Genomic DNA, 16,403 nt, shown 5'->3' with positions numbered 1-16,403 from the left:
GCTTAATTAGAAGCTGTACAGGATTGCGGAGATGGCGATCAGGCCCATCACTACCACGAACACGTTGCTGATGTGGCCGCTGTATTTGCGCATTGCCGGCACTTTACGGATGGCGTACATCGGCATCAGGAACAGCAGCATGGCAATGATTGGGCCACCCATATTCTCGATCATGCCGAGGATGCTTGGGTTCAGGGTCGCAACAATCCAGGTGGTCACCAGCATAAACAGGGCGGTGATACGGTTCAGTTTGTTGGTGCTGATGGTCTTGCCGCGGCTCTTCATCGACTTGGCGATCAGACCGTTAAAGCCTTCACGTGCACCCAGGTAGTGGCCGAGGAACGATTTGGTGATGGCGATAAAGGCGATAACCGGCGCGATGTAGGCGATCATCGGGTTATTAAAGTGGTTAGCCAGGTAAGACAGAATGGAGATGTTCTGCGCCTTGGCTTCCGCCAGGTTTTCCGGCGACAGGCTCAGCACGCAGCTGAACACGAAGAACATCACGGTCAACACCATCATGATGTGAGCGAAGCCCAGAATGCGTGAGCATTTCTTCTCGGCTTCTTCCTGACCGTATTCTTCACGCTTGGCCACCGCAAATGCGGAGATGATAGGTGAATGGTTGAAGGAGAACACCATCACCGGAATTGCCAGCCACAGGGTGACAACCAGACCGTGACCCATACCCGTGCCTGCGCCGGACAGAGAAACGTTCTCGAAGATTGCGGTGGTCCAGTTCGGGATCAGGTACAGGGCCAGCAGCATCAGCACGGCGACAAACGGGAAGACCAGGATGCTCATGGTTTTCACGATAGCCTGCTCACCGAAACGCACGATGGTCATCAGGCCGACAATCAGGATCAGCGACAGAATGGCACGTGGTGGCGAAGTCATACCCAATTGGTGGGTAATAAAGCTGTCGACGGTATTGGTGATGGCGACGCTGTAAACCAACAGGATCGGGTAGATAGCAAAGAAGTAGAGCAGGGTGATCAGCTTACCGGCGCTGATACCAAAGTGTTCTTCAACCACTTCGGTGATGTTTTCACCGGCATTTTTACCGGAGAGCACGAAGCGGCACAGGCCACGGTGAGCGAAGAAGGTCATCGGGAAAGCGATGATGGCCATAATGATCAGGGGAATCAAACCACCGATACCGGCGTTGATTGGCAGGAACAAAACGCCCGCGCCGATCGCGGTGCCGTACAGGCCCAACATCCACATGGTGTCGGTTTTACGCCAGGTACTGGTAGAGCCAGAAGCCGCAGAGGCAATAGTGCCGGTCTGTGTAGTGTCCATAAATATCTCCGAAGTGAACACGCTAATTTAAAATTAAAGGCAAAACTTAAGGTTAAGACCGAATGACGCAATATCAGATGACGGCATCGGTAAGAATCAGATGTAGCTTGCGGGGATAGTGGGTGCCCCCTGGTTGTTTAATAATCTAATTACCGTTGGCCACTGTGCCGGATAATTAATCAAATGATATTTAGCCCGTTGAGGACATCGTATCGGTACTGCTGCCGGTAGGTCATTGCCTGCCGATTTTCGTTGGCGGCAAGATAACGATTTACAGTAGAAACAACCGTGATCATGCTCTCAAATGCGTAATGTGTGCGGATAACTGCCTTTTTATTGGTTTTTCATGCATATGTTGCGCACTTGTGTAAGATTTCATGCTGAAAACGCTCTCATCAATGTTTCAGAGTTTATCTGGCGCGAACAATCTGTAACCAGATAAAACGCTGCCGTTGTCAGCAAGTCGAGCAATATATTTTAAGCAGGGGTTTGAATCTAGCTAAAAACCCGGATTAAGCGGTTTTAGTGACACAGATCACATTGTGATTTTAAGCGGAATTTTATTCAAGGCATTGTTTTTAATGGCTTTATTTAAAATATCCAGCTAATAACGCGGGTAAACTACTTAACTGGCTAGCGGAGAAAAATGCTTAACCATTCATCATATAAATAAGCTGGATTGGTTATATTTAAAGCGCATTGGTTGCGTGATTGTTGATATTTATCATGTGGACGTTAATGCGATTTATCATATAAAAGCGCAGTTACACCGGTGAGAAAGTAATATTAAGTCGGATTTATCTGTACGGAAGGAATAAGCCTGAGAAACTGTTTCAATTTATTAACCTGATATCGCGTGGGGATAAGAAAATAATTGAATCAATTGCGCATTATTTGTCCTGTTTTTGTCGGGCAAGAAGGGGCTAATGAGGGGCACCGCCGGCCGGGGCCGACGGTAGGGTGCAGATTAAAAACGAATGGCGATCGCATTTTCGCTGAAAAATTCCGCAAACTCCGGGCCAGGCTGGCGATCGGTGATCACCCGATCGAATTGGGTCAGTGGTCCAATGCAGGCGGGTTTGGTTTTACCGAATTTACTGTGGTCAGCCACCAGAATTTTTTGTTGTGACATTCCTATCGCCCGGTGCTTCATCTCCAGCTCATCAAAGTTAAAGCAGGTGGCACCCTGTTGTAGGCTCAAACCGGCGGCGGAGATAAAGGCGATATTGGGACAGATATGATCCAGCTCGTTGTGGCGGCCGACGGCGGTGAAAATATAGTTGTTCGGTTTGAATTCGCCGCCGCACAGGATCACCTTGCAGTTCGGTTTGTCCTGTAACGCCAGAAAAGTATTCAGCGAGTGGCAGACCGCGGTGAACACCAGGTCGTCGGCAATGGCGTCGATGATCGCCGGGGTGGTGGTGCCGCAGTCGAAAAACACGGTGTCGTTTTCACTGATAAGCTGCGCGGCGAGCAAGCCGATACGCCGCTTTTCCGTGACCTGTTTGGCTTTTTGATCGGAAACAAAATAGTGGGTGACGCCGTTACTGCGTGGATCGGCCACCACGTAACCGCCCAGCACCACCACGGCAGCCGGTTCTGCGCTGAGATCGCGGCGAATGGTCATTTCTGACACGCCCAACAGGACGGCGGCTTCTTTTAAGTGGATCTTGTCAGAGCGCTTTAACGCCTGCACTAATCGAGTAATACGTTCTTCGCGCCGTGTTTCCATCTGTCTGTCTTCCCACAGGGTTAAGAGAGTTTCTCCAGGGCTGAACACACAAATGCGGGGTAATAGGGACCCAGCCATCGGCTGGATTTATTACCCCGCATCAGATTATCACGGCGCGCGCCCGGTACTGAGACGCCTCAGGTTATCAGTAGCTGCTGGCGGCAGCCTGATCACCAGAAACGATGGCTACGCCAGAGCTGGTGCCGATACGAGTCGCACCTGCTTTGATCATCTTCTCGGCGGTTGCGCGATCGCGCACGGCGCCGGATGCTTTAACACCCATCTCACTGCCCACTGTCGCGCGCATCAGTTTGACGTGCTCTTCACGAGCTCCGCCAGTGCTGAACCCGGTTGAGGTTTTAACGAAGGCCACATCGAGTTCGCGACACATTTCGCAAACCTGAACGATCTGCGCATCGCTGAGCAGGCAGGTTTCCAATATTACCTTCAACGGGATCGCCGCGCAAACCTCGCGCACGGCGGCGATATCGGCTTTAACTTCATCCAGCAGGCCGCTTTTCAGCCAACCCACGTTGATCACCATGTCAATTTCTTGCGCGCCGGCGGCAATGGCAGCTTTAGCTTCGAAGGCTTTGGCTACGGTCAGACCGGCACCCAGTGGGAAACCAATCACTGAGCAGATTTTCACTTCGCTTTCCTGCAGCAGATGTGCCGCCAGTGGCACATAGCCAGAGTTAACGCAGACGGCGTAGAAGTTGTGCTGCTGTGCTTCTTCACACAATTTGGCGATTTGCTCTTCAGTGGCGTCCATCGCCAGCAGGGTGTGATCGACATAGCGGGCGTAATCAATGTTTTCGGTTGTCATCTCGATTCCTTAGTCAGGTTTTCAAAGCAGGATGTGAATAATGTTAGAATAGTAACATTCCATTGGCGGTAAACATAGTGATGTTTTAAAAATTATACCCAGATCATCGTTTTTTGGCTGTTGTGCGTATAACGTGGGGATGGATGGAATGTTATTTAAGTAACATTTTCAGGCGTTGGCCGCGGGATACCTCGCGTGAACACCCAGGGGGGAAGTATGGATATGATAATAAATCTGGCGCCAGAGCAGTTCGGAGCGCAACCAGAAGACGTTTTCCGCAATGCGGATTTTGTGGTCACCACTTTTAACTGTGAAACAGCAGGGCCGACGCTGACGCTGGCAAACAGCCGCGGCTCACTACGAGTGTTGCCTTACCGCACTCTGACGATTTGGGATGCCGATTTTGATGGCTACTCGCTGAAGTCGGGCCGTCGTAGTAGCAGAATGCCGGTAGGCAAACCGGGGGGCAATGTTGCCTTTCATTCACCCTGGCCACACCTGGGGGACCCATTATCAGACATGCAGCTGGTGTGGTTACAGGTCGAGGGCGATACGTTGACGCTGTACGGCAGTGGGGAGTCTGCTCATCAACATTGCCGACTGCGCCCGGCGGTACGCTTGACGGCGGACAGCGCGCAATTCTCGATTGATATGCAAATCACCAACCTTGCCGATCACCCCCTGCCGCTAAGTTATGTTTGCCAGCTTAACTATGGCTGCATTCCCGCGGCGGTGTTCCGGCAGAACTTACCGACGCCGGCACTGACACCACCGGGGATCATCGCCGGTCAAGGCGTACAGTGTTCGGACGATCTGTCACTGTATGTCGATCAGGCCGAGTTCTTTATGTTGGCGTCAAAGGGAAGGCGCTACGTCACACGATTTTCCACAGAGCAGTTCAACTATGGTCTGCGCCCTATCGCACAACAGGGAAACCAGCGCTTGTTCAGGTTCATTCAGCCAGCCACCTGCAGCCCACAGGGGCAGAGTGAGCAGCCGGGGAATATGATCGGGGCGGGAAAAACACGTGAATTTTGTGTGACGACCGGCGTGGTGTGATAGCAGGGGCGGAGTCGCCCCTGCCAAAGTACGGACTTACTCTTTCACCCAGCCCTTGCGGATTGGGATGGCGAACAGGAAACGGTACAGGCGCGTCAATGTGCTGGCGATGATATCGCCAAACAGGTTCCACACCAGTTGAGCAAACAGGCAACCGACCAGTCCGAGCAGGAAGCCACCCACCATATCCAGCGGCCAGTGCACGCCCAGGTAGACACGCGACCAGGCAATGCCGGCTGCCACAATCAGCAATAAAATCCCTGACCAGACCCGGTGCCAGAACAAAAAGGCCAGAGCAAAGGTGAAGATGGCGGTACCGTGATCGCTCGGGAAGGAGCTGTCTGGGGCATGTGCCAGGAAGGTATAACCGACACCGGCGACGAACGGCCGCTCATGCGGCAGCAGCATGCCAATGGTCGCGGCGGTAAGCATGGCGAATAGCAGAGCAATTGTCGTCTTAGCCACCACTTGACGCTGCGATACCAGCTGATTCTGCGGCCCCCATAGCCAGAGTCCGACGATCAGCATCGGCACGATAGCAATGAGATCGCGGGCCAGAAAAGTAGCTACATCGATTAGCCACTCAGGGGACGCCGGGGTCGCATTGATCCAGGCGAAAAGAAGATAATTCAATTGCTCCATACTATTTACCTCGTCTTGCGGCGGATATACCCGCTCACCATCCAATAAACAGCCAGTTGGCTGAGCCAAACCCACCAACCCGCCCACAGGTTATGGGTAAGAAAATGTGCGCCGCGCATCACCTGACCAAAACCCATCAGCATGCCGAGCGCAATACCGCCAAACCAGCACCAGTAAGCCAGGCGCGGGCGTTGCGGATAAAACAAGAAAAACAGCGCCATCACTGCAAAGCCACTGGAAGCATGGCCGCCAGGGAAGCAACGGCCCGGACCGGGTTCTGCCGGGATTGCACCGAACAAGGGGTAGGACATGGCCTTGCCGCCGTATTCGATCAGATCCCATGGGCAGGAATGTGCGCTGGTGGCTTTCAGAATGCCGACTACCAAGGGGCCAATGCCGATCAACAACATGGTCACGACCATGCGCGGATTACGGCGATAAATTCCCCAAAACAGCGTCAGCACCGCACCGGTAATGACGCCAATTTTCAGCAAGCGGTGGTTAATCAAGTCCAGCCAGTGATTGTTCTGCCAGGGGAAGTGCCCACTGGCGGTGTCGAACCAGTAATTACTGACCGCCCAGTCCAGCTGTTCGTTACGCGACAGCCAAAGGAACAACAAGCCACTGACTATCAATTCCAAAACCTGCCAACGGTAAAAGGATGCCGGCAGGGAGTAAAGGGCGTTAGTCTTAATTTGGGGGGTTGTTGAGGTTTGATTTAATGAAGGTTTTGGGTTCACACGCAGGCTCGGTGACATTAATGGATGCTGCCACTGTAATAATTCTGTCTTAAGAAAACCTTAACCCTCCGGCTGGCTGACGCAGAGAAAGCGATAGGCGGATTATCGGCTTTCGGCTAAGGTAATCGTTTGCTTTTTATTGGGATGATGTGGCGATGACAAAAAAATTGAATTTGGCGCTGTTGGCAGCCTGTAGTGCGGTTTTTTCACCTTTGGCGTTGGCACAGGTCACCGGGCCGATTGTGGTGCAGGGGGCTATGCCGGTAGAGGCTGAACGCTTCGCCCAGCGCCTGGACAACCCGCGTGAGGAGCAGATCGGTGGCTGGCGTTTCTGGCGCGGTACGGTGGACGGTTATCCGGTGGTAGTGTCAGAAACCCTGAAAGGCATGTCTAATGCGGCGGCCGCTACGGCGATTGCCGCGACTAACTTCCATCCGGTGGCGATCATCAATCAGGGTACCGCCGGTGGTCACGATCCGGCACTGAAGGTGTACGACATTGTGCTGGGTAAGTATTCGGTTAGTCTGGGTGCCTTTAAAACGCCGAAGAAGGCACTGGGGGAGGGCAGTGACTCACGTCAGTGGCAACCGATGGATTTACTGGCTTCGAAAGGCAGTGCCGGTGAGGATAAAAATGCCCACACTCTCCGTCAATTCCCGGCTGACGCCAAACTCCTGGCCATAGCGGAAGAGGTTAAGGGCAGCTATACCCAGGGCAAGGTGGTTGAAGGGGTGATCGGCTCCGCCGACGTGTGGAACAGTGAGCTGGACCGCATTGGCTATTTCCACCAAAACTATCACACCTCGGTTGAAGAGATGGAGACGGCCTCTGCCGCGCAGATTGCTGCTTCCTTCAATATTCCCTTTGTCGGCATCCGCGTACTGTCTAACAATATTACCAATCAGGGTAAATATGATCCGCAGACGGGTCTGGCGTGCCAGGATTATGTCTATCAGGTGGTGAAAGCTTATATCGCCAAAAACGCACCTCGTTAATGAATTATCCTAATAAATGGTCGGTGGTGGGTTATTGCCGCTGGTCATTGCTTATTGTAAAGAAGATTAAACTGCTGGCGAGCTTATCGGTAGTGTATTAGCTTATGCCCGGAGCATTTAATCATTGTAGGGATAAAACATGAACAAGGTATCCGTTGTATTTTCCGGCCTGCTGATGGCCGTTTCCGCCAGCGCCATTGCTGCCACCTCTGCTGAAAACACCGATATCAGCAAACAGCCGCTGGAAAAGGTCGCGCCTTACCCGAAGGCCGAAAAGGGCATGAGCCGTCAGGTGATTTACCTGCCGAAGCAGGAGCACGAAGAGAATTTCAAGGTTGAACTGCTGATCGGCAAAACGCTGGAAGTGGACTGCAACCGTCACATGATCGGCGGCACGCTGGAAAGCAAAACCCTGTCCGGATGGGGTTACAACTACCTGGTGCTGGAAAAGCTGTCTGAACCGGCTTCCACTATGATGGCTTGTCCTGACAATACCAAAACGCAGAAATTTATTGCTGCCAACCTGGGTGACGCTGCCATGCAACGTTACAACAGTCGCTTGCCAATCGTGGTCTATGCGCCGAAAGATGTAGAAGTGAAATACCGCGTGTGGAAAGCTGAAGACACCGTGAGTAAAGCAGAGCAGAAGTAATGCTGATGTGTGCAAACCATTAGCATGGCTAAGTGATTACCCGCAAAATGTACCGGCTGACGATAACATCGCCAGCCGGTATTTTTATTTTTCGCTCACGGGTTTTGTGAACGAGGAATCGTACTTAATTGAGTCAACCGGAGTGTCTTCTATTTTAGCTATCTTCCCCTCTTTCATCGTGAAGTGAAGGATGACAAAGCTTGACTTAACCTCTTTGTCCCAGCTGGTATTCATTCGGATATACTCTTTTACGAATACATCGTTTTTCGATGCGGCATAGCCACCCCATTCCAGTTTGTATTTATCACCAGCCACATTAGCGATTAATTTCTCTCTGAAGGTTTCATATCCATGCCATCCTTTATATATTCCTGCCAGTGAACTTCGGCCAGGGGTATAAAACTCAAACTCATCACCGACAAGTTTTGACATGGCGTTGAGATCGCCTTTCCAGAAATAATGATAGAACTTCCTCACCACTTGCAAACTTTCAACCGAGTGCGTGAAAGGATCGTTGTCCGAAATCCCTACGATTTTCTGGTTGAAACCAGCACCTCTGGTCTCAATGTATTGGGATTTTGGCGTCCAAAAAGCGTCATACGCAATGGGATCCTGAGGTATTGTCCAGGCTTCTGAAATCAAACCATCTTTAATGTGATACTCCATAATGAATCTTAATAGCCACTTTTCACCTGGATTTTCTTTACGATTCATGATGATGTCTTCACGGGTGAAGATGGTGTCTTCATTAATCGCCAGGCTGGGTACCGATAAGGAAAAGTCTCCACCAGAATAGTTTCCAATATTTGAAAGGAATTGGCTGACCCCCTCTTTTCCCCAATACTCTCCAGCGTTTAACCCTTTGCCTGGCACATGCATGATAAAATCATCGGTGATATAGCTCAATATAATGGCTTTATCCCCGGTATTAAAGGCGCCATAAAATTTGTTAATTAATTCCCTGTTGCTTTTTAACATATTAGCGGTGTCCGATAGCCTGGGAGCAAGATATTCACTGGCAGTAGCTGAAGACAAAGCATTCATGCTGAATAATACTGCCAATAGGGATGCTGCAACGATAACCTTCCTGGTGTTTATAAACATAATTTCCGTTTTTTATCTGACGTGTAAGCCGATACTAATTTGTTTTTACCCGATGCGGTACCCCGTTTTTTTCGATAGTATGTATCTAAAAGGAGGATACATGTTGGAAACTGTTAGTCTTGATCAACTCCGGACCTTTATAGCGGCGGCCACGGAAGGCAGCTTCTCTGCCGCAGGGAGAAAATTAAGGCGTAGTCAATCTGTGGTGAGCCATACTATTTCGAATCTTGAGCAACAGGTGGGCGTTAAGCTTTTCGTGCGAGAGTCGCGTTATCCCACTTTGACCTCTGAAGGGAATATTTTATTTATAGAGGCGATGGAAGTTATTAATAGGGTTAATGACTTTAAAACTACGGCCAGGAAAATATCGGAAGGGATGGAGTCAGAGGTGTCCCTTGTCGTGGACATTATGTTCCCTATGGGTTTGCTAACTGCGGCAGTTAAGGAGTTACATGAAAGTTATGATAGCGTCGCAGTTAATATTACTGTTAATGCTCTGGGGGGCACAGTACAGCCTTTATTGGATAAATCCTGTCAGATCTCGATAATCGGTTTTCTTCCAGAGCTGCCACCTTCAATTAGCTGTGATTTTCTGCTGTCTACCTCGCATGTTTTTGTCGCATCTCATGACCATCCGCTATCACTACAAAGTTCAGATCTCTCCAGAAAAGAGGTCAGCAAACATGTTCAACTCATAATAATTGATAAAACTAATGTTTCTAAAGACCTTAATTTTGGTGTCGTATCGCCGAAGGTGTGGAAGTTAACGGATTTGTCGGTCAAAAGAGAGTGTTTATTGGCAGGACTTGGCTGGGGAAGCATGCCATACCAAATGGTAAAGCAAGATATCGAAGATAAAAGACTTACCCCGTTTAAAATAAAAGATATGTCAGAAATGTTTTTCTTAATGCCGATGTCCGTAGCCGTTAACTCATCCAATCCACCTGGCCCTGCCGGGCGTTGGCTGGTTAGTAAGTTGAAAGCATTGAGTGCCAAATATGAAGAGGAAAACCCTGGCGAGGGTTCAAAAGATCGATAACATAGGCTGCCTGGATTTTACTGATAAAAGACATTAAATTAATTATACCTATAGTGACTAAATCTACCTGACTGGGAAAAATGACAAAATTAATTGAATTTAGCGCCATTACCGAAGCAGCAGAACGGCTCAACGGTAAAGTTATTCGTACCGCCACTATTCCAGGGCCGAAACTGACCGAAAAACTACAGAGACCGGTTTTTCTGAAACTTGAAAACACTCAGCTTGGTGGTTCTTTTAAAGCACGGGGCGTGCTTAACAAGTTTTTGAGCCTGGCGGGCGATGTTAAAGATAAGCGGTTTGTGGCGGTGAGTGGCGGTAATTTTGGCATTGCGATAGCCGAGGCGGCGAAGATCTTTGGGGCTGATGTCACTATTATTATGCCGAAAAGTGCTCCGGCAACCGCCATCTACCGGGTGGGTGAACTGGGCAGCTCTGTTATCGTGGAATCTGACGTTCACGCTGCGTTTGAGCGGGCTAAGACTTTGGCTGACCAGGGATACGTAGTCATTGATGATTGCAACGACTCGCTGATCGCCGAAGGGCACGGAACCCTGGCACTTGAGTTCATTGCCGACTGCCCGGAGCTTACCGACGTCCTGGTTGCGGTGGGAGGTGGCGGTATGCTGGCCGGTGTGGCAACCGCGCTAAAAGCCATAAAGCCAGAGATTAGAATTTGGGGGGTTGAAACCTCTGGGGCAAGTTCGATGCACCAGGCATTGCGCGCCGGCAAACCGGTGAACATTGAGGTCACTTCAATTATTTCTACCCTCGGTGTGCCTGTCATTGATGAAGTGATGCTGGCCCATGCTCAAGCTTATATCGAGGAAGTGGTTGTGGTATCGGATAAGGCCGCGATAGAGGGAATGGTGGCCTTTGGCGAAGAGGCAAAATTATGGGTTGAACTGGCTTGCGGGACGCTGATACCTGCGGCTATGGCCATTGCTCCCCAACTTCCCGCTGACGCCGTTATCGGGATTGTCGTGTGCGGTGGAAATATCTCCCATCAGGACATGTCGAAATGGCTTAGCTACTCGCAAACCCTGTGATTTAGCTCCTTGTGGATTTTATTCAGGCAATAAAAAACCCGATAGTCTTGAACCTAAAAAGGCGGGACTAACGGGCTCCACAAAATGGGGACATCAAAGAAAAGCAGTGGCACTAATTAAGACTACCCCCTGAAAGGAAAGTTCTCACCGGGGATAAAAATTTCAAAATATTTTTGCCACTGATTCATCTTCTTTGCTTATCGGTTAGCCGAGGATCCCCGGCCATAGCACCACAATCAGCGAGCCCGCGAGGGTTAACAATACGTTAGCGATGGCGTAGGTCCCGGCATAGCCCAGCGCCGGGATGTTGCTGCGCGCGGTATCGCTGATAATTTCCATCGCCGGTGCACAGGTGCGGGCTCCCATAATCGCGCCGAACAGCAGGGCGCGGTTCATACGCAGCACGTAGGCGCCGAACAGGAAGCAGATCACCACCGGTACCAGGCTGACGATTAATCCGGCGATCAACATCTGGCCGCCAACGGCACCCAGGCTGTTACCGATACCGGCACCGGCGCTCAGGCCGACACCGGCCATAAACACCATCAGACCGAACTCTTTCACCATGTTCAGCGCGCCCTGCGGAATGTAACCGAAGGTCGGGTGGTTGGCACGCAGGAAGCCAAGCATGATGCCCGCCATCAGCAGACCGGCAGCGTTGCCGATACCGAATGAGAAATTGCTGAACTGAATGGTGATCTGGCCAATCAGCAGCCCGATGATAAAGAAGGCGCAGAAGGCCAGCAGATCGGTCACCTGGCTGTGGATCGAGATAAAGCCAATCTTCTCCGCCACGCTTTTCACCCGTCGGGCGTCGCCACTGACCTGCAGCACGTCACCTTTGTTGAGCACGATACTGTCGTCGATAGGCATTTCAATCTGACTGCGGATCACCCGGTTGAGGAAGCAGCCGTGATCGGTCAGTTTCAACTGGCTCAGGCGTTTATTCACTGCATTGCTGTTCTTGACCACGATTTCTTCGGTGACGATGCGCATATCCAGCAGATCACGGTCGAACACTTCTTTCCCGTTACGGAAGCTGGGATCCAGCCGTGCATGGGCATCCGGGTAACCAACCAGCGAAATCTCATCACCCACCTGCAGCACGGCATCGCCGTCTGGGTTAGCCAAAATACCGTTGCGGCGGATGCGTTCGATATAGCAGCCGGTCTGACGATAAATACCCAGCTCACGCAGGTTTTTGCCATCGGCCCAGGCCACCAGTTCCGGGCCAACACGGTAGGCGCGGATGACCGGCAGGTAAACCTTACGTTGGCTATCGGTGTCCAGGCCGCGTTCACGGGCAATTTGCTGGGCAGAGGTGGAGAGATCCTGGTGTTGCAGTTTGGGCAGATAGCGTGCGCCGAAAATCAGGCTCACCAGGCCAATCAGGTAAGTCAGGGCGTAGCCGAGGCTCAGATGATCCTGCGCCGCCAGCAGGGCGGGACCATTGGTGATGGTATTACGCAGCGTATCGCCGGCGCCCACCAGTACCGGGGTTGAGGTCATGGATCCGGCGAGCATGCCGGCGGTCAGGCCAATATCCCAATGGAACAGTTTGCCGAGACCAATGGCGATCACCATCGCAGAACCGACCATCACCAACGCCAGCATCAGGTAATTTTTGCCGTCGCGGAAAAATATCGAGAAAAAGTTTGGTCCGGCTTCCACACCCACGCAGAAAATAAACAGCATAAAGCCGAGATTCAGCGCTTCGGTGTTAATGGCGAAGTGTTGCTGGCCGAGCAGCAGCGAAACAACCAAAACACCAATGGAATTACCGAGTTGAACGGAGCCCAGACGGACTTTACCGAGGCACAGCCCCAGTGCGAGTACCACGAACAGTAACAGGATGTAGTTACCGTTTAACAAACTAGCGACGTTTATGTTCACGTAGGATAACTTATTGTTTACCAGTAAGTGCTTGATATAGATAAATATAAGATATAAATTCAGTCAAAAAGCGACTTCATAAATAACTAACCAGCGAAAGGCGATTCGAACCATCGATCGGCGGCGTTTATTCTAGTCGCTATGGAGCGTGACAGCCAGCATAAAGCTGGGTTCATGCCCTGCCGAAAGCATTTAACTCTCTTTAGGCCAAGGAAAAAGTTCAGTTCAGCGTTGTCGGTTTACGGCAAGGCGTCACCGGCTTTGTGGCACGGCTGATTTTTACGGTTGTAATGAGGTTAAAGGGGAGGGGCGCATGGCGAGTGAACGGTATTGGTGGGGTATTTTAAGCTGTTTTCTGCTGTTCAGCCTGGTGTATCTCGGCCAGCAGAGTGGGGCGTTTGGCAGTACGGATCACGAGCATCGGGGGGAAACCGGCCTGCTGTTGTTTGTGATACCCGGCGTGGTCGCCAGCTACTTATCGAGCAAAAAACGCATTCTCTGCCCGCTGTTGGGGGCGTTGTATGCACTGCCGCTGTGTCTGGTCATCCGTCATTTCTGGTTAACGCCGTCTGCCTCGGTCTGGCAGGAACTGGCTTATGCAACCAGCGCCGTGTTTTGGTGCGTGTTCGGTGCGTTGCTGGCTCTGTTTGTACGTAGCCTGTTACAGGCCTACCGCCAGTGTCATCGTGGCTAACGGCAATAAAAAAAGGCGCTCTGAGCGCCTTTTTGTCGTTTTGCCTGAAGCTTACTGGAACAGGTTCAGGTTGTCTTTGGCATAAGCTTCGAAATCGGTGCAGCCGCCGATGTGTTTCTCATCGAGGAAAATCTGCGGTACGGTTTCTACCGGCTTGCCGACGGTTTTTTCCAGGTCGGCCTTGGTGATGCCTTCAGCGTGGATATCAACATAACGGAAGTTGAAATCGTCACGTTCTTCAGTCAGTTTTTCCGCCAACTCTTTCGCACGGACACAATAAGGACAGCCTGGGCGCCCGAAGATAACTGCAAACATGCAACACTCCTTAGATTGATATTCAATAATTTACTCGCAACTGCAATGACATTCTGTCAGTCAAAAAAGACTTAAGCTTGAGCATTACCCGCATTGATGGCGACTACTATGCCCGTTGGGTCGGCGAAAAAAAAGCAGGAATTACCTGTTAATCTGATTCATGTAACCGATTAAGCCGCCGGGGCTGTCGTCATCAATGGGAATTCACTACACTGGAGGCAGAGCTTCTGGAGAAGAAAAATATGCGTTCATTCGGTGACTTACCGCGTACGGTGTTGGTTTTGGAAGGGCTGGGGATGCTGTTGTTGGTGCTGGCTTATTTGAGCATTCATAGCCACGTTCAATTGCCGGGTTGGCTGGCCTCACAGCAGGCGGCGGTGGGGATGATTTTCCTCGGCGTGGCGCTGATGGTACCGGCAGCCGCGTTTCTGGTTTGGCGTGTGGTGCAGGGGTTTGGCCCGTTGATGCGTGGTGGTCAGCCGCCGCAGAACGATCGGCCCAAGCCTGCAGCGAAAATAACGCCGGACGATAAAAACGACAATGAGCCGCGTGCCTGAGTCACGGCCGCCGCTGACAGGCCTGCCAGGCAGGTGTTTGCCTTTTTGAGGTAACAAGTGAAAATTGCCATTCTTTCGCGCGATGGAACGTTGTACTCATGTAAGCGTTTGGTGGAGGCGGCGGAGCAACGCGGCCACAGCATTGAAGTGATCGATCCGCTCTCCTGTTATATGAACATCAATCCAGCGGCACCGACTATCCATTATCGCGGTCGTCAACTGGAGCGTTACGATGCGGTGATCCCGCGTATCGGCTCCGCCATCACCTTTTATGGCACCGCGGTGCTGCGCCAGTTTGAATTGCTGGGCAGCTACCCGCTGAATGAGTCGGTAGCGATCACCCGTGCACGCGACAAACTACGTTCGCTGCAGTTGCTGGCGCGGCAGGGTATTGATCTGCCGATCACCGGTTTTGCCCATTCGCCGGACGACACCGGGGATTTGATCGAACTGGTCGGCGGCGCGCCTCTGGTGGTCAAGTTGGTGGAGGGCACCCAGGGTATCGGCGTGGTACTGGCGGAAACGCGTCAGGCGGCAGAAAGCGTGATTGATGCCTTTCGCGGCCTTAACGCCCATATTCTGGTGCAAGAATACATTCGCGAGGCACAGGGCAGTGATGTGCGCTGTCTGGTGGTGGGCGGAAAAGTGGTGGCGGCGATTGAGCGCCAGGCCAAACCCGGGGAGTTTCGTTCCAATCTGCACCGTGGCGGCACCGCCCGCAAGGTGAGCATCACCGCCAAAGAGCGGGCGATAGCGGGCAAGGCCGCCATTACGCTGGGGCTGGACGTTGCCGGGGTGGATATTCTGCGTGCGGCGCGTGGTCCGCTGGTGATGGAGGTCAATGCTTCGCCGGGCCTGGAAGGGGTGGAGAGCACCACCGGGTTGGATATCGCTGGCAGGATGATCGAGTATATTGAGCAGCGCGGCAGGCCAGGTTTTAGGTTGAAATCGGGCGGATAAGTTGCTTGCAAAAAATTCGTCTTTCCCCAGCTGGAGTTGTGGCTTTTTCTCAACCATATTTACCCTAATAGCGAATTAAGCCGCATTGATCGTGGCGTAGCGGGGCAATATTCCGTAAGCTATGCGCCTTTTCGCGTTTTGAATATTGTGAGGCTGGTATTATGGATTCACTCATTGTCCCTGATTTGGCGTTGTTACGACGCTGGCTGGATCAATCGGGCATTTCCTTCTTTGAGTGCGATTCCTGTCAGGCGCTGCACCTGCCGCACATGCAAAATTTCGACGGCGTATTCGATGCCAAGCTCGATCTGGTCGACAATGTGCTTCTGTTCTCTGCGTTGGCCGAGGTGAAGCCGACCGCGCTGATCCCGCTGGTGGCCGATCTCAGCCAGATCAACGCCAGTTCGCTGACCATCAAAGCCTTTGTTGATATCCAGGACGACAACCTGCCGAAGCTGATCGTCTGCCAATCGCTGAGCATCGCCGTTGGCGTCACGTTGGAGCAGTTCACTCACTTTATGCAGCAGGGCGAAGAGCAAATCTCGATGGTGATCCTCGAGGCGCGGGCGAACGATCTGCTGTTTATGGGTGACGAAGAAGATAACACGGCTGCGACTGACCGCTTGCCAATGCTGCACTGATCCCCACTGTACATTATGTGTGCCGCTGCTCTGGCGGCATGCTGCCGTTATTCCCTTCCGCAATAATATATTCTGCGTTTTACCCTCTGTTACCAGATATTCTTCGTCGTTTATGCCATTAATGCCGTATCACATACAGACAAACTGCATAAAAAATCGATAAAAGCCGGTTTTAACCCCGGAGGCTGGTGCGTTCCGGCAAC

The 16,403-nt window shown here is 51.6% G+C and carries 17 protein-coding genes; 9 read left to right on the top strand and 8 right to left on the bottom strand.

Annotated features, from left to right (window positions below):
• Positions 1-6: 6 nt before the first annotated feature.
• From OC597_RS01965 to deoC, 3 genes are all read right to left on the bottom strand, one after another.
• Complete coding sequence (locus tag OC597_RS01965) at positions 7-1,302, bottom strand: HAAAP family serine/threonine permease (protein WP_099064171.1); 1,296 nt, start codon at positions 1,300-1,302, stop codon at positions 7-9.
• 967 nt (positions 1,303-2,269) lie between these two features.
• Positions 2,270-3,034: a DNA-binding transcriptional repressor DeoR gene (gene deoR / locus OC597_RS01960; RefSeq protein WP_262207183.1), complete on the bottom strand. Its 765-nt coding sequence runs from the start codon at positions 3,032-3,034 to the stop codon at positions 2,270-2,272.
• 145 nt (positions 3,035-3,179) lie between these two features.
• Positions 3,180-3,860, bottom strand: coding sequence for a deoxyribose-phosphate aldolase (deoC, locus tag OC597_RS01955; RefSeq protein ID WP_262207181.1), 681 nt, complete (start codon positions 3,858-3,860; stop codon positions 3,180-3,182).
• A gap of 216 nt (positions 3,861-4,076) precedes the next feature.
• On the opposite strand from deoC, the gene OC597_RS01950 reads away from it, so the two are divergent.
• Entirely contained in the window at positions 4,077-4,919 is an 843-nt protein-coding gene (locus OC597_RS01950; RefSeq protein ID WP_261252630.1) for an aldose epimerase family protein, read from the top strand.
• Between the two features lie 36 nt (positions 4,920-4,955).
• Here the strand turns inward: OC597_RS01950 and ybjG are convergent, their stop codons facing one another.
• The gene (ybjG, locus tag OC597_RS01945; protein ID WP_261252633.1) at positions 4,956-5,561 is read right to left on the bottom strand and encodes an undecaprenyl-diphosphate phosphatase; all 606 of its coding nucleotides are present in this window, start codon (positions 5,559-5,561) and stop codon (positions 4,956-4,958) included.
• Positions 5,562-5,566: 5 nt separating this feature from the next.
• The gene (locus OC597_RS01940; protein ID WP_316044849.1) at positions 5,567-6,319 is read right to left on the bottom strand and encodes a phosphatase PAP2 family protein; all 753 of its coding nucleotides are present in this window, start codon (positions 6,317-6,319) and stop codon (positions 5,567-5,569) included.
• Positions 6,320-6,456: 137 nt separating this feature from the next.
• Between OC597_RS01940 and OC597_RS01935 the strand changes: the two genes are divergently transcribed.
• Together OC597_RS01935 and eco are read left to right on the top strand one after the other, a co-directional pair.
• Positions 6,457-7,296: a 5'-methylthioadenosine/S-adenosylhomocysteine nucleosidase gene (locus OC597_RS01935; RefSeq protein ID WP_261424504.1), complete on the top strand. Its 840-nt coding sequence runs from the start codon at positions 6,457-6,459 to the stop codon at positions 7,294-7,296.
• 139 nt (positions 7,297-7,435) lie between these two features.
• Positions 7,436-7,948, top strand: a complete 513-nt coding sequence (gene eco / locus OC597_RS01930; RefSeq protein ID WP_261252659.1) for a serine protease inhibitor ecotin — start codon at positions 7,436-7,438, stop codon at positions 7,946-7,948.
• An 84-nt stretch (positions 7,949-8,032) separates the two neighbouring features.
• On the opposite strand, the gene OC597_RS01925 is transcribed toward eco, so the two are convergent.
• Complete coding sequence (locus OC597_RS01925) at positions 8,033-9,052, bottom strand: nuclear transport factor 2 family protein (RefSeq protein ID WP_262207176.1); 1,020 nt, start codon at positions 9,050-9,052, stop codon at positions 8,033-8,035.
• A 100-nt stretch (positions 9,053-9,152) separates the two neighbouring features.
• Here OC597_RS01925 and OC597_RS01920 point away from each other — a divergent pair, with 100 nt between their 5' ends.
• The gene (locus OC597_RS01920) at positions 9,153-10,091 is read left to right on the top strand and encodes a LysR family transcriptional regulator (protein ID WP_262207174.1); all 939 of its coding nucleotides are present in this window, start codon (positions 9,153-9,155) and stop codon (positions 10,089-10,091) included.
• 80 nt (positions 10,092-10,171) lie between these two features.
• Entirely contained in the window at positions 10,172-11,140 is a 969-nt protein-coding gene (locus tag OC597_RS01915) for a threonine ammonia-lyase (protein WP_261462215.1), read from the top strand.
• Positions 11,141-11,344: 204 nt separating this feature from the next.
• On the opposite strand, the gene OC597_RS01910 is transcribed toward OC597_RS01915, so the two are convergent.
• Positions 11,345-13,033: an aspartate:alanine antiporter gene (locus tag OC597_RS01910; protein WP_012006072.1), complete on the bottom strand. Its 1,689-nt coding sequence runs from the start codon at positions 13,031-13,033 to the stop codon at positions 11,345-11,347.
• 313 nt (positions 13,034-13,346) lie between these two features.
• Here OC597_RS01910 and OC597_RS01905 point away from each other — a divergent pair, with 313 nt between their 5' ends.
• A complete protein-coding gene (locus OC597_RS01905; RefSeq protein WP_112350447.1) occupies positions 13,347-13,727 on the top strand; it encodes an inner membrane protein YbjM in 381 nt (126 codons plus the stop codon).
• Between the two features lie 51 nt (positions 13,728-13,778).
• Here OC597_RS01905 and OC597_RS01900 read toward each other — a convergent pair whose 3' ends face one another.
• Positions 13,779-14,042 (bottom strand): GrxA family glutaredoxin, encoded by a 264-nt coding sequence (locus OC597_RS01900; RefSeq protein ID WP_099065106.1) that lies wholly within the window; start codon positions 14,040-14,042, stop codon positions 13,779-13,781.
• Positions 14,043-14,284: 242 nt separating this feature from the next.
• Between OC597_RS01900 and OC597_RS01895 the strand changes: the two genes are divergently transcribed.
• The 3 genes from OC597_RS01895 (at position 14,285) to OC597_RS01885 (ending at position 16,200) form a co-directional block, all read left to right on the top strand.
• The gene (locus OC597_RS01895; RefSeq protein WP_261252879.1) at positions 14,285-14,599 is read left to right on the top strand and encodes a YbjC family protein; all 315 of its coding nucleotides are present in this window, start codon (positions 14,285-14,287) and stop codon (positions 14,597-14,599) included.
• Between the two features lie 57 nt (positions 14,600-14,656).
• Complete coding sequence (gene rimK / locus OC597_RS01890; RefSeq protein ID WP_262207170.1) at positions 14,657-15,559, top strand: 30S ribosomal protein S6--L-glutamate ligase; 903 nt, start codon at positions 14,657-14,659, stop codon at positions 15,557-15,559.
• Between the two features lie 161 nt (positions 15,560-15,720).
• Positions 15,721-16,200 (top strand): type III secretion system chaperone family protein, encoded by a 480-nt coding sequence (locus OC597_RS01885; RefSeq protein ID WP_099065103.1) that lies wholly within the window; start codon positions 15,721-15,723, stop codon positions 16,198-16,200.
• The last annotated feature ends 203 nt before the right edge of the window (positions 16,201-16,403 follow it).

The organism is Serratia proteamaculans (genome assembly GCF_946227095.1).
Lineage (GTDB): Bacteria > Pseudomonadota > Gammaproteobacteria > Enterobacterales > Enterobacteriaceae > Serratia > Serratia proteamaculans_E.
Note: the sequence above shows the minus strand (reverse complement) of the source record. Positions and strands in the feature narration are given on the sequence as shown.